The sequence below is a fragment of the Synechococcus sp. MW101C3 genome, assembly GCF_002252635.1.
GTDB lineage: Bacteria > Cyanobacteriota > Cyanobacteriia > PCC-6307 > Cyanobiaceae > MW101C3.
Window position 1 is genome coordinate 72,613 of record NZ_NQKX01000004.1, and the last position, 12,784, is coordinate 85,396.

13 protein-coding genes are annotated in these 12,784 nt (G+C 68.7%); 10 read left to right on the plus strand and 3 right to left on the minus strand.

Translation table 11 applies throughout. The features are described from left to right. The first annotated feature begins 291 nt into the window (after nt 1-291). The 5 genes from tig (at nt 292) to CJZ80_RS05850 (ending at nt 6,558) form a co-directional block, all read left to right on the plus strand. On the plus strand, nt 292-1,674 hold the full coding sequence (tig, locus tag CJZ80_RS05830; RefSeq protein ID WP_094511143.1) for a trigger factor: 1,383 nt from the start codon (nt 292-294) through the stop codon (nt 1,672-1,674). A 51-nt stretch (nt 1,675-1,725) separates the two neighbouring features. Continuing rightward, nucleotides 1,726-2,406 carry an ATP-dependent Clp endopeptidase proteolytic subunit ClpP gene (clpP, locus tag CJZ80_RS05835; RefSeq protein WP_094511511.1) on the plus strand — a complete coding sequence of 227 codons (681 nt, stop codon included), beginning with the start codon at nt 1,726-1,728 and terminating at the stop codon, nt 2,404-2,406. 98 nt (nt 2,407-2,504) lie between these two features. Beyond that, nucleotides 2,505-3,851 (plus strand): ATP-dependent protease ATP-binding subunit ClpX, encoded by a 1,347-nt coding sequence (gene clpX, locus CJZ80_RS05840; RefSeq protein WP_094511144.1) that lies wholly within the window; start codon nt 2,505-2,507, stop codon nt 3,849-3,851. Nucleotides 3,852-3,863: 12 nt separating this feature from the next. After that, nucleotides 3,864-4,535: a lecithin retinol acyltransferase family protein gene (locus CJZ80_RS05845; RefSeq protein ID WP_094511145.1), complete on the plus strand. Its 672-nt coding sequence runs from the start codon at nt 3,864-3,866 to the stop codon at nt 4,533-4,535. 31 nt (nt 4,536-4,566) lie between these two features. Continuing rightward, the gene (locus CJZ80_RS05850; protein WP_094511146.1) at nt 4,567-6,558 is read left to right on the plus strand and encodes a DNA polymerase III subunit gamma/tau; all 1,992 of its coding nucleotides are present in this window, start codon (nt 4,567-4,569) and stop codon (nt 6,556-6,558) included. On the opposite strand, the gene CJZ80_RS05855 is transcribed toward CJZ80_RS05850, so the two are convergent. Both CJZ80_RS05855 and CJZ80_RS05860 read right to left on the minus strand, forming a co-directional pair. Further along, on the minus strand, nt 6,555-7,928 hold the full coding sequence (locus tag CJZ80_RS05855) for a glycosyltransferase family 2 protein (protein ID WP_369803000.1): 1,374 nt from the start codon (nt 7,926-7,928) through the stop codon (nt 6,555-6,557). The two genes, CJZ80_RS05850 and CJZ80_RS05855, sit on opposite strands and share 4 nt — an antisense overlap. Before the next feature lie 85 nt (nt 7,929-8,013). Further along, complete coding sequence (locus CJZ80_RS05860) at nt 8,014-9,591, minus strand: SpoIID/LytB domain-containing protein (protein WP_369802997.1); 1,578 nt, start codon at nt 9,589-9,591, stop codon at nt 8,014-8,016. A 91-nt stretch (nt 9,592-9,682) separates the two neighbouring features. Here CJZ80_RS05860 and rpmI point away from each other — a divergent pair, with 91 nt between their 5' ends. Genes rpmI through CJZ80_RS05875 form a run of 3 tightly spaced genes read left to right on the plus strand, consistent with a single transcriptional unit; the run spans nt 9,683 to nt 10,972 of the window. After that, nucleotides 9,683-9,883: a 50S ribosomal protein L35 gene (gene rpmI, locus CJZ80_RS05865; RefSeq protein ID WP_094511149.1), complete on the plus strand. Its 201-nt coding sequence runs from the start codon at nt 9,683-9,685 to the stop codon at nt 9,881-9,883. Nucleotides 9,884-9,938: 55 nt separating this feature from the next. Next, a complete protein-coding gene (gene rplT / locus CJZ80_RS05870) occupies nt 9,939-10,286 on the plus strand; it encodes a 50S ribosomal protein L20 (RefSeq protein ID WP_094511150.1) in 348 nt (115 codons plus the stop codon). 26 nt (nt 10,287-10,312) lie between these two features. Next, complete coding sequence (locus CJZ80_RS05875) at nt 10,313-10,972, plus strand: tetratricopeptide repeat protein (RefSeq protein ID WP_094511151.1); 660 nt, start codon at nt 10,313-10,315, stop codon at nt 10,970-10,972. A gap of 117 nt (nt 10,973-11,089) precedes the next feature. Here the strand turns inward: CJZ80_RS05875 and CJZ80_RS05880 are convergent, their stop codons facing one another. Beyond that, on the minus strand, nt 11,090-11,638 hold the full coding sequence (locus tag CJZ80_RS05880) for a hypothetical protein (protein ID WP_094511152.1): 549 nt from the start codon (nt 11,636-11,638) through the stop codon (nt 11,090-11,092). Nucleotides 11,639-11,692: 54 nt separating this feature from the next. On the opposite strand from CJZ80_RS05880, the gene CJZ80_RS05885 reads away from it, so the two are divergent. Beyond that, on the plus strand, nt 11,693-12,541 hold the full coding sequence (locus CJZ80_RS05885; RefSeq protein ID WP_094511153.1) for a thiazole synthase: 849 nt from the start codon (nt 11,693-11,695) through the stop codon (nt 12,539-12,541). 74 nt (nt 12,542-12,615) lie between these two features. Beyond that, nucleotides 12,616-12,783 (plus strand): photosystem II assembly protein Psb34, encoded by a 168-nt coding sequence (gene psb34, locus CJZ80_RS05890; RefSeq protein ID WP_094511154.1) that lies wholly within the window; start codon nt 12,616-12,618, stop codon nt 12,781-12,783. The last annotated feature ends 1 nt before the right edge of the window (nt 12,784 follow it).

The following is a 12,784-nucleotide window of genomic DNA, read 5'->3' on the forward strand; positions in this document are numbered from 1 at the left end:
GAACGGTGAGGGGAGCGGGGGGTGTGAAAACTCTGTGCAGCAAGCGCGGCGATTCAGACGGGGTGGAAACGGCCTGGACTCGGGCTTTACGAGAAGAGCGTTTCCAGCCGGCGTCGAACCGGATGGGGATATGGATCTGTTTGTCGTCCCGATCACCTTACCCGGACCCCATCGCTTTGGCGAACAAGGATGGGCCTGCCTGGGGCGGCCTCTGCACGGTCCATAGGGGGGGGAGAGGCGAGTTTCTAGTATCGGGAGCTGCCCTGCCCCGCCGGTCCAGCCGGTTCGTCCATGAGCTCTGCTTTGAAGGTCAAGACCAGCCCCCTCCCCGGCAGCCGGTTGGCCCTGGAAGTGGAGATCCCTGGCGGCCGTTCCCAGGCCAGCTACGAAGCGGCGGTCAACAAGCTGAGCCGCAGCGTGCGCCTGCCGGGGTTCCGGCCCGGAAAGGTGCCGCGCCCAGTGCTGCTGCAGCAGATCGGTCCGCTGCGGATCCGCGCCACCGCCCTGGAAGACCTGGTCGACAGCGTCTGGCGCGATGCGCTCGCTCAGGAAAAGATCGAGGCACTCAGCAGCCCTGAACTGAGCGAAGGCTTCGAGGCGCTGCTGGAGCGCTTCAACCCCGGTGATGCCCTGGTGCTCACCCTGGAACTTGATGTGCAGCCCACCCCCAGCCTGAAGGCCACCACTGGCCTGACGGCCGAAGCGGAAGCGGTCAGTTTCGACCCGGCCCGCATCGATGAACTGATCGAGCAATCCCGCCGCCAGCGGGCCACCCTGGTGCCGGTGGAAGGCCGGCCCGCCGCCAACGGCGATGTGGCGATGGTGAGCTTCAGCGGCAGCTACGCCGACACCGGTGAGCCGATCGTGGGCGGTACCGCCGAAGCCCTGGAGGTGGAGCTCGACGATGGCCGCATGATCCCCGGATTCGTGGAAGGCATCCTCGGCATGACCATCGGCGAGGAGCGCCAGGTCAGCTGCCAGTTCCCCGACGACTACCCCCAGGAAGACGCGCGCGGCCGGGCCGCCAGCTTCGCGATCACGCTCAGCGACCTCAAGACCCGCGAACTGCCCGCCCTCGACGACGCCTTCGCCCAGGAAGCCAGTGACAAGGCCACCGTGGCCGAGATGCGGGCCGACCTGGAGACCAGGCTGCGCGATGACGCCGAACGGCGCGCCCGCAACGGCCGCCAGGAAGCCCTGCTCAATGCACTGGTGGAGCAGCTGGAGGTGGAGCTGCCCGAAAGTCTGATCCAGCAGGAAGTGCGCTCCTTGATCGAGCAGACGGCCAGCCAGATCGCTCAGCAGGGCATGGACGTCAAGAAGCTGTTCACCCAGGAGCTGGTGCGCAGCCTGATGGACACCTCCCGTCCTGAGGCGGTGCAGCGGCTGAAGCGCACCTTCGCCCTGCAGGCTCTGGCCGAGGCCGAAGCGATCGCGGTGGAGCCGGCCGTCATTGACGCCAAGGTGAAGGAGGTGAGCAAGGGCTTCAGCGACACCAGCAAGATCGACCCCGAGCGGCTGCGGCTGGCCGTGGCCGACGACCTGCTGCGCGAGAAGCTGCTGGAGTGGCTGGAGGCGAACAGCACCGTCACCGAGAAGGCGCCGGAGCCGGCCGCACAAGCCAGCGAGGGAGCTGACAAAGCCGCCACCGAACCTCCTGCCGCAGCGGGCTGAAGCGCAGCGGCCATAGATTGACTCCATCTCCCCTTGCATCCCCACGGCCGCGTGATCGACGCCTTCCGCCCCCATCCGATCCAGAACCGCTGGCAGGGTCAACCACCCATGGCCCTCAGCGGCGCGGGGCCCCAGGCCGCTCCGGGGGTGCTCCCCACGGTGGTGGAGCAATCCGGCAGGGGCGAGCGGGCGTTTGACATCTACTCGCGTCTGCTGCGCGAGCGGATCATCTTCCTCGGCACCGGCATCGACGACGCCGTGGCCGATTCGCTGGTGGCCCAGTTGCTCTTCCTGGAGGCGGAAGATCCCGACAAGGACATCCAGATCTACGTCAACTCGCCCGGCGGTTCGGTCACCGCAGGTCTGGCCATCTACGACACCATGCAGCAGGTGGCCCCCGATGTGGTCACCATCTGCTACGGACTGGCCGCGAGCATGGGGGCCTTCCTGCTCTCCGGTGGCACCAAGGGCAAGCGCATGGCGCTGCCAAGCGCCCGGATCATGATTCACCAACCGTTGGGCGGAGCCCAGGGCCAGGCGGTGGACATCGAAATCCAGGCGAAGGAGATCCTTTTCCTCAAAGACACCTTGAACGGACTGATGGCCGAACACACCGGCCAGCCCTTGGCAAAGATTGCCGAAGACACCGACCGCGACTACTTTTTGTCTCCACACGAAGCCGTGACCTACGGGCTGATCGACCGTGTCGTCACTGACACCATGCCGGCCTGAGCCGCGCCAGTGCGGCCTCCTTCGTCTGACCCCGTCATTCCGGCCCCATCTGGAGTTCCGGCCTCCAGCGTTCCTCCTCCGCTCCCGGATCCCACGCGATGGCAAAGTTCGACGCCCATCTGAAGTGCTCGTTCTGCGGAAAATCGCAGGAACAGGTGCGGAAGCTGATCGCCGGACCAGGCGTTTACATCTGCGACGAATGCATCGATCTCTGCAACGAGATTCTCGATGAAGAGCTGGTGGACACGGCCGGAAGCCCCCGCACCCACCACGACAGCGGCCGCAAGCCTGCGCCCAGGAAGGGCACAAAACCGGCCCCCACCCTTGCCACCGTCCCCAAGCCGCGGGAGATCAAGGCCTACCTCGACCGGCAGGTGGTGGGGCAGGACGAAGCCAAGAAAGTGCTGTCGGTGGCGGTCTACAACCACTACAAACGCCTCGCCTGGCAGGGAGATGGGCAGGGCGAAACCGACCATCTCGCCACCCGTCTGCACAAATCCAACATCCTGCTGATCGGCCCCACCGGCTCCGGCAAGACCCTCCTGGCCCAGACGCTCGCCGAGCTTCTTGATGTGCCCTTCGCGGTGGCCGACGCCACCACGCTCACCGAAGCCGGCTACGTGGGCGAAGACGTGGAGAACATCCTGCTGCGGCTGCTGCAGAAGGCCGACCTGGATGTGGAGCAGGCCCAGCGAGGCATCATCTATATCGACGAGATCGACAAGATCGCCCGCAAGAGCGAGAACCCCTCGATCACGCGGGATGTCTCGGGCGAAGGGGTGCAGCAGGCCCTGCTCAAGATGCTGGAGGGAACGGTGGCCAACGTTCCGCCGCAGGGCGGCCGCAAGCACCCCTACCAAGACTGCATCCAGATCGACACCAGCCAGATCCTGTTCGTCTGCGGCGGCGCCTTCACCGGCCTCGAGGATGTGGTGCAGCGGCGGCTGGGTCGCAATTCGATCGGCTTTCTGCCCAGCGACGGCCGCGGCCGCAGCCGCGTCCAGAAGGAGCAGCAGGCGGCCCACGTGCTGCGCCACCTCGAACCCGACGACCTGGTGCGCTACGGCCTGATCCCCGAATTCATCGGCCGGCTGCCGGTGAGCGCCGTGCTCGAACCGCTCGACATCCGCTCCCTCGAAGCCATCCTCACCGAGCCGCGCGACGCGCTGGTGAAGCAGTTCCAGACCCTGATGAGCATGGACAACGTGCGGCTGGAGTTCGAGGCCGGCGCCATCGAGGCGATCGCCCAGGAGGCCCACCGCCGCCGCACCGGCGCCCGGGCGCTGCGGGGCATCGTCGAGGAACTGATGCTCGATGTGATGTACGACATCCCCTCCAACGACGCGATCACCACCTTCACGATCACCCGTGAGCTGGTGGAGCAGCGCTCGCGCGCCAAGATTCTTCCCTACCCCGGCCTGGTCGACAAACAGGAATCCGCTTGAGGCACAGCCGCCATGGCAACGGCTGACCATCTGCAGGTGCCGCGCCAGCACGGCCTGTTCGACCACCACGGCATCGATCTGGGCGACGGTACGGTGGCCCACTACCTGGAGGGCCGCCAGATCCTGCGCAGCCCGCTCGCCGACTTCTCCCGTGGCGAAGCGGTCAGCGTGGTGAGCTACCCGGAAGGGGAGGTGTCGCCGGTGGGCGTGACCCTGCGGCGCGCCATGGGCCGCTTGGGCGAGCAGCGCTACAACCTGGTGTTCAACAACTGCGAGCATTTCGCCAGCTGGTGCAAGACCGGGCGGCACCGCAGCTCCCAGGTAGAGGGATGGCTGGGCACCGGCAGCCTCGGCGCCCTGGCCCTGGGTCAGTTCATCCCCGCCGCCCTGCTGGTGGCCGTGCGCCTGCTGCTGCGCCAGGGTCTGACCATCGACGGCACCCAGCTGGAGCGCGGCCGCGAGCTGGCCCGCCGCAGCCTGGAGCAGCTCGATGCCCTGCGGCTGAAGCTGCAGCAGCGGCTGGAGCTGGAGCTGGAGCAGGCCGAAGCCCGCTGGAATGGCGGCAGCAGCGACCAGTTCGACCGCCTCCGGCTGCAGGCCCAGAACCTGGCCGATCAGCTGGAAGCGGTGGAGGAACTGGAAGGCCGGCTGGAGCGTCTGCTGGGCACCGGGAGCCCCCAGTAACCTCGCTGATCAGGCCGTCGGGGACCCCGCCATGACCCAGGCCAGCGCCTACCAGCCGCTCCATCACAAGTACCGTCCCCAGCGCTTCGACCAGCTGGTGGGGCAGCAGGCGATCGTGGCCACCCTCAGCAACGCCCTGCGGCAGGGGCGGATCGCGCCCGCCTATCTGTTCAGCGGTCCACGCGGCACCGGCAAGACCTCCAGCGCGCGGATCCTGGCCCGCTCGCTCAACTGCATCGCCGCCGACGGCCCCACCCCCGAACCCTGCGGCGTCTGCGAGCTGTGCCGTTCAATCACGGCGGGCAATGCCCTTGATGTGATCGAGATCGATGCGGCCTCCAACACCGGGGTCGACAACATCCGGGAACTGATCGAACGCTCGCGCTTCGCGCCGGTGCAGGCCCGCTGGAAGGTCTACGTGATCGACGAGTGCCACATGCTCTCGACCGCCGCCTTCAATGCGCTGCTCAAGACCCTGGAGGAGCCACCGCCGCGGGTGGTGTTCGTGCTGGCCACCACCGATCCGCAGCGGGTGCTGCCCACAATCCTGTCCCGTTGCCAGCGCTTCGATTTCCGCCGCATTCCGCTGGAAGCGATCGAAACCCACTTGGGCGAGATCGCCCGGCTTGAAGCGATCAGCATCACGCCCGAGGCCCTGCATGTGGTGGCCCAGCGGGCCCAGGGCGGCCTGCGCGATGCCGAAAGCCTGCTCGACCAGCTCAGCCTGCTGCCGGCCCCGGTGGAGGCCAGCGCCGTCTGGGAGCTGCTCGGGGCGGTGCCGGAGCAGGAGTTGCTCTCCCTGGCCGCGGCTCTCGCCGGCACTGAGCCATTGGCCGTGGTGGAAACCTGCCGCGAGCTGCTGGAGCGGGGCCGCGACCCGGGGGCGGTGCTGCAGGGGTTGGCCTCGGTCTTGCGCGACCTCACAGTGGCCGCGGCCGCGCCCGGGCGCCTGGAGTTGAGCAGCCTTTCCCCCCAGTTCCGGCCGCAGCTGCCGGAGCTGGCAGCCCGCATCTCCACCCCCCGGCTGCTGAGCTGGCAGGCCGGCCTCAAGGGCAGCGAACAGCAACTGCGCCAGAGCGTGCAGCCGCGCCTGTGGCTGGAAGTTCTGCTGCTGGGCCTGCTGGCCGAAGCGTCGACGGGCAGCGCCGCCGCGCCGGTTTCTGTTTCGCCGGGAGCTGCTGCGCCCGCCCAGGCCCCAGCCGTTCCCAGCGCGCCAGCTGCGCATGCGCATGGCCCTACAGCCGCAGAGCCCGGCGTGCCTGGGCCCGCAGCCCAGGTTCCTCCAGACCCAGTGCCCTCCAGCCCAGGGGGCGGCAGCGACCTCACCGAGCTGTGGCAACAGATCCTGGCCAGCCTGGAGCTTCCCTCCACCCGCATGCTCCTGTCCCAGCAGGCGGCACTGGTGCGCCTCGACGGCCAGCGCGCGGTGGTGCGGGTCAGCGGCAACTGGGTGGCGATGGTGCAGAGCCGCCTGCCGCTGCTGGAGAAGGCCCTGCAAAGTGCGCTGGGCTCCCCCCGCCAGCTCGTGCTGGAGAGCGCCGACGCCCCAGGTCCACCGCGTGCCACCGTTAACGCTTCAGGGGCACCCGCTGGGGCCGTGCCGGGCGGAGGGGCGCCAACGCCAGCACCAGCGGCACCGGGACTGGGCCAGGGACCGGACCAGGCACAGCGAGCGGAAGCCGCCACGGCGATGCCGTTGCGAACGGTCTCCCCGCCAGCTGCTGTGACACCGCCTGTACCGGGGCTGCAGCCGGCTCAGGCGTCCTCCGCCGCCGGTTCAGGGCCTGGGGCTGCTGTGACGGCCATGGCTGGGGCTGCCACTGCCATGGCTGCCGTTGCTGCAGCTGGCCTTCCAGCACCCGCGGTGGCCGCAGGCCTCACCACGGCCACACCTCCCGGTCCACCTGTACCCCCCGTGCCACTCGACGACAAGGCGCGGCGCCTGGCGGACTTCTTCAACGGTGAGGTGGTTGCGTTCGACGGGCCGGTGCCAGGGCAGCAGGATGGGGCGAACCAGCCCTAGGAGACCTGGGTGGTGAGGTCAGCCTCACCGGTGAGATCGTCGCTTTCCTCGTGGCTGTCCTCGCCGGATGCCTCGCCCACGTGAAGCGTCTTGGCCCAGACGAGACGTTTCGGCAGCAGGGCCATGCGCAGCGCCACCCAGGGAATCACCACGAACCAGTGGGCCAGATAGGCGATGCCCAGGGCGGCAGTGAAGGGATTGATGTTGGGCAGGGGTGGGCCTTCGCTGCTGCGCCGGCAGCCGGCCACGATCGCCGCCCCGGAGAGGCCGAAGGCCACGATCGACAGCGGCCAGATCGATGGCAGCGTGCGGGTGGCCAGGGCTGTGAGCAGATCGGCGATCGACACCACCGGCAGGGCGTACTGGAGCAGAAAGAACGCCGCCAGATCCAGCTTGCGGGAAGGGGCCAGCGGGCCTGCCACGAGGCTGGGCCAATAGTCGAAGAAGCGTTGCAGGCCCCCCTCGGCCCACCGCTGCCGCTGCCGCCAGAGGGCGGGCAGGGTGCGCACCGCCTCCTCCTCCACCGGCGGATCCCAGAGCACGCCAATGCCGCAATCGCCCAGCAGCAGGCGGAAGCTCAGGTCGAGGTCGTCGGTGACGGTGGCTTCGTTGAAGCCGCCACAGGCTTCCAGGGCATCACGCCGCAGCAACTGGCCATTGCCACGCAGTTCGGGGACACCGCCGGAGGCCAGCCGTCCCTGCTGGATCACGGTGTCGAGGGCCATCTCCATCGCCTGGGCCTGGGTGAGCAGGTTGCGATCGGCTTCCACCACCGCCTTGCGCAGCTGCACCGCCGCCCAGCTGCCCGCTTCTGCGTAGGGAATCAGCCGCTGCAGCAGATCCCGCGGCATGCCGGCATCGGCATCCAGCACCAGCATCCAGCGGCCGCGCAGCTGGGGCAGCACGGCATTGAGCGCCCCCGACTTGCCGCCACCGGCATCGCGCGGACGGCGCAGCACCGTGAGCAGGGAGTGGCGGCTGCCGATCTCCTCCAACAGCGCGGCTGTGCGGTCTTCGCTGCCGTCGTCCACCACCCAGAGACGCAGCTGGCCTTCGGGGTAGCTCAGCTGCGCCACCCGCTCCACCAGGCGCCCGATCACCGCCTCCTCGTCCCGCGCCGCCACCACCACATCAACGTCGGGCCAGTGGTCCAAGGCCTCGGGGAGGGCCACCGGCGGCTGGGGTTTCCAGAGCCGGAACAGCACGGTGCGGATCACATAGGCGCCCAGCAGCAAGGTGAGGCTGATCGCCGGCAGCAGGTTGCGGGGCGGCTCCACCCAGTGGGGCGCCGCGCCGGCACAACCGCACAGGAGCACAAACAGCGCCGCTTTGCCACGCCGAGGACGAGAGGCGGTCTTCGCAGCGGTCAGGCCTGGCATGAATGAACGCTCTCCGTGATGCCACGCCGCACGCGACAGGGTCCCGGTCGTGGCAGGGCTCGAACTGGGCCGAACTCTAAAGGCCCTGACCGAGCGCCTCCAGCGGCTGGAGCTGGGTCCCCGGGTAGTACCGACTCAGCAGCTGTGGCAGGGTCCAGCCACGACCGGCCAGATCAATCGCACCCGCCTGAGAGAGGCCGGCGCCATGGCCGAAGCCGCCGCCGTTGAAGCGCCAGCGGCCGGCTCCCTCCGCTCTCAGCTCAAACAGGGTGCTGGGCAGCTGCCGGAAGGTGCGGCGGATGGCATCGCGGCGCAGCACCTGGCGACCTTCGCTCCCCTCGATGGCCAGCGCCATCACGCGGCCGCTCGGTCCCCGCTCCAGCACGCTGAGCTTCAAGGGGGTGCCCACCGGCAACCGGGCCGTGGTGAGGGCCTGCTGCACCTGAGCGGTCGTCAGCAGGCGCTGCCAGCGGAAGCGCGGGTGGTAGGCGCCATAGGCGGAACCGCCGTTGGCCAGCAGCGCCGGCAGCGACGACGCCGCCAGGGGCACGGCAAACCGCGCGTTGAAAGCGGGTGGGCCATCCGGCGCCGCCTGCAGATAGGGCAGCGGCGAGCCGCTCCACACCTCCTCAAAGCCGGCGGCCATTCCCCCGTTGGTGGCGTGATAGACGGCATGGATGGGCTGTCCCTGCCAGGTGAGCACCTGGCCCCGGGTGGCCTGGATCGCAGACCGGACCGCCGCCCCCGCCTGCCGCGGATCGGCGTAGACCTGGCACTGGGTGTCAGCGCAGAGGTGGTAGCCATCGGTGGCATAGCGGTGCTTGTTGCGCAGCGACCAGGTGCGGGCCAGCACCGCCTGGGCGGCAAGGGCGGCCGGCGGTGATCCGGCGCCGATCTCATGGGGCACCACCCCCAGCAGGTAGCGCTCCAGCGGCACCTCCTCGATCAGAGTCCAACCGCCGTAGGCGTTGCTCGCCAGGCGGAACGGCCCCTGGAACACACCGCCCTCCCAGCGCAGCCCTCCCGGCGCCGTGATCCGCAGCGGACCTTTCAATGCCGCACCGGCAGCTCCCGGCTCCCCGGACGTCAGCACCAGCCGCTGGCTGAACCGCTGCTCCACCTGCCGGGCCTGCAGGCCGGCCGGAGCCTGGGTGGCGACAGGCGCCCATACCTCCCATTCGGCGGGATGAGCGATCACCGGAGTCACGCCGAGCTCCCGCCAGGCCGTCGCCGCCTGTTCCGCACTCTCGAAGCTGGCGAACGGGCCCAGCACGGTGCGGGCGAGCTGGAACGGCTCCGCCAGGGGCACCTCCTGCCAGCGCAGGCGAACGCTGGACCCCGAGAGCCGCTGGCCGTCGGCGTCGGTGACCACCAGCTCACCCGCCGCCGCCTGGAGCACCAGTGGAGCGGCCTTGGCCACCCCGCCAGGAGCAGGGCCCAGGCGTGGGCCGAGCGACACCCACAACACAGGCTGGGCGGGCTGCACCGGCGGCGGCGCACTGGTGGGCCAGTGCAGGGGCAGAGGGGCCGGGAGGGGGTCGAGAGCGGGGACAGCACGGCAGCCGGGTGCCGCCAGCAGGGTGAGCGCCAGCCCGAGGGCCACCGGCGCCAGGGCAGACCCGGGCTGCAGGGAGAGGGGGGCGGAAGGACGCAACAGCTGGCGGAGCATGGGCAAAGCGGACGGGGGGAGTTGGCAGCCGGCACTACCAAGTCGTAGTTTGGTTGTTTGTGAAGTCGCGCAGGACATGCCGAAGCTCAAGACCCGCAAAGCTGCCGCGAAGCGGTTCAAGCTGACCGGCAGCGGAAAATTCATGCGCCGGCATGCGTTCCGCAACCACCTGCTCGATCACAAGAGCCCCAAGCGCAAGCGTTTTCTGGGCACGATGGCGGTGGTCGACGAACGCGACGCCGACAACGTCAGCCGCATGCTTCCTTACGCCGGCTGACCTCTCGCCAGGTCGCCCACTCCTTTTCCTTTCCATTTCGCCCTGAGAACTCACCATGGCCCGCGTCAAGAGGGGCAACGTCGCCCGTAAACGCCGTAACAAGATCCTCCGCCTGGCCCGTGGCTTCCAGGGCAGCAACGGCAGCCTGTTCCGCACCGCCAACCAGCGGGTGATGAAGGCGCTGTGCAACGCCTACCGCGACCGTCGCCGCCGGAAACGCGATTTCCGCCGTCTCTGGATCGCCCGCATCAACGCCGCCGCCCGCATGAACGGGCTGAGCTACAGCCGGCTGATGGGCGGCATGAAAAAAGCCGACATGCTGCTGAACCGCAAGATGCTGGCCCAGCTCGCCGTGGCTGATCCCGCCAGTTTCACCAGCGTGGTTTCGGCCGCTACGCGCTGATCACCACCGCACTGCGGGGAGGCCCGATGGACATTCTCCTGCCTCAGGCCTATCTGATCGGCCTGATCCTTCTGCTCGGCGGTGCAGCCGTGGTCATCGCCCTGCAGGTGATGCGGGTCCGCCGCGATGAAGCGGCGCTGGCACGGCTTGAGGGGCAAGCCAAGGGAGGGGACGGCAAGGACCCTGCCGTTCTCTACGAACTCGGCTCTGTGCAGCTGCGCAAGCGCCTCTACGCCCAGGCGGTGGACACCCTTCGCCTGGCCCAGAAGAAGAGTGGCGGTGAGCCCCCCGAGGCGCAGGCGCTGATTCAGAACGCGCTTGGCTTTTCCCTGGCGGCCCAGAGCAACTACGCCAGTGCGATCCGCCACTACAAGGCAGCTCTTCAGGCCAAACCCGATTACCCGGTAGCACTCAACAACCTGGGCTACGCCTTCGAGCGACAGGGCAAACCGGATGAGGCGCGGGACACCTATGCCAAGGCCCTCAGCCTCGATCCCACCAACAAAACAACCCTCAAGCGCCTGAAGCTGCTCGATCGTCGCTTTCCAGCTGAACTGAAAGCCCCGGCGACCAGCGGCCAGGGGATGGCTGCGGGCACTGGCGAGCCAGGCTCATCATCAGCTGGGTCCAGCAGCACAGGCAGCAAATCGTCCCCAAAACCCTCGCCCACCAACACACCGGTCTGACCACAGGGCGTCAGGCTCCCGGCTGATCCGCTTAAAGCGACAGCGGGAACCGAACACATGGCCTGGAGAGGGCCCGCCGCCCCTGAGGTTCGCTGCCTCAGGGGCGCTCGCTTGTCGTCACCACAGCCCGCGGACCGGCGCCACCTGGCCGGCTGGCCGGGAAGCGGGTGGGCTGAAACTCACGGGATCAAGCACCAGCCGACCGCCGGAATTGGTGAGCCGCGGTGCATTCCAGCCCATCAGCGAGAAGCCCTGCAGGCCGAGAAAATCACCGCCTGGTTCGAGGCCCAAGGTGAGGGTGTCGATCAGGGGGATGAGCTCCAGCTGATCAGACTTGGCATTGAGGTTGCCCTGCACCGGCGAGGAGGTGCCGCCCACCGTGAGCGTGCCGCGCAGATCGATCATCTGACCCATGGCCGTCACGGTGTCGAGGCGCAGCTCCACAGGGGTGGGGACGCCGCCGCCAAAGGCCTGGTAACTGCCGCGCCACTGCCGCGGCAACTGGGCGGCAAGCAGCACGGCCCGGCCTACCGGATCGAAGGTTTCCACCGGACCGGTCTCACTGAAGGAGGTGTCCAGCGGCGAGGCGGGCGGCAGGGTGAACGGGACAAAACTGCCCACCGGCACCGCACTGGCGGCGAGCAGCAGGGGGAGAACCGGTGTCATGGAACCAAGCGGGCTTGCGCGAAGGTTAGGAGGCGTGCGCTGTAACTTCTCCCCATGGTGCAGATTCCGGCTTCGGATCCGTCCGCCCTCGCCGACGACACGCTGGTGATCGGCGGTCGCCGCTTCCGCAGCCGCCTGATGACCGGCACGGGCAAATACCCCTCGCTAGCGGCGATGCAGGCCAGCCTGGCGGCCAGCCGCTGCGACATCGTCACCGTGGCGGTGCGGCGGGTGCAGGCGGCGGCGGCAGGCCATCAGGGCCTGATTGAGGCGATCGACTGGAGCACGATCTGGATGCTGCCCAACACCGCCGGCTGCGCCACCGCAGATGAGGCCGTGCGGGTGGCGCGGCTGGGCCGCGAGCTGGCCAAGCTCGCCGGACAGGAAGACAACACCTTCGTGAAGCTGGAGGTGATCCCCGACGGCCGCCATCTGCTGCCCGATCCATTCGGCACCCTCGAGGCGGCCGAGCGGCTCGTGAAGGAGGGTTTCACCGTGTTGCCCTATATCAACGCCGATCCGCTGCTCGCCCGTCGACTCGAGGAGGTGGGCTGCGCCACCGTGATGCCGCTGGGCTCTCCGATCGGCTCCGGCCAGGGCATTCGCAACGCCGCCAACATCGCCTTGATCATCGAGTCGGCGGGGGTGCCGGTGGTGGTGGATGCGGGGTTGGGCGTACCCAGCGAAGCGGCCCAGGCCATGGAGATGGGGGCTGACGCCCTGCTGATCAACAGCGCCATCGCCATGGCAGGCGATCCACCGGCCATGGCCTGGGCGATGGCTCAGGCCACGGAGGCGGGCCGGTGCGCCTGGAAGGCCGGGCGCCTTCCGCAGCGACAGGACGCCCAGGCCAGCTCACCCCAGTGGGGACGGGTTGGCAACACCGAGGCTCCGCGCCTGTGACATTCCCTTTCGGCCTCGATGGCGGCGCCGAAGGACATCGTTAAGGTTCGCTTTCTGAATCGGGCCACCCCACCATGTCGGTCACCAAGGAGGACGGGGGCAGGCTCAACGCCTTTGCCAGAGAACCGCGGATGCAGGTGGTCGAAGCCGGCGGTGAACGCAGCCGCAGCACCACCGTCCTGCTGATCGCAGGTGGGCTGCTGGTGCTGGCCATGGTGGGCGTGGCGGTCGGCATCAGCTGAC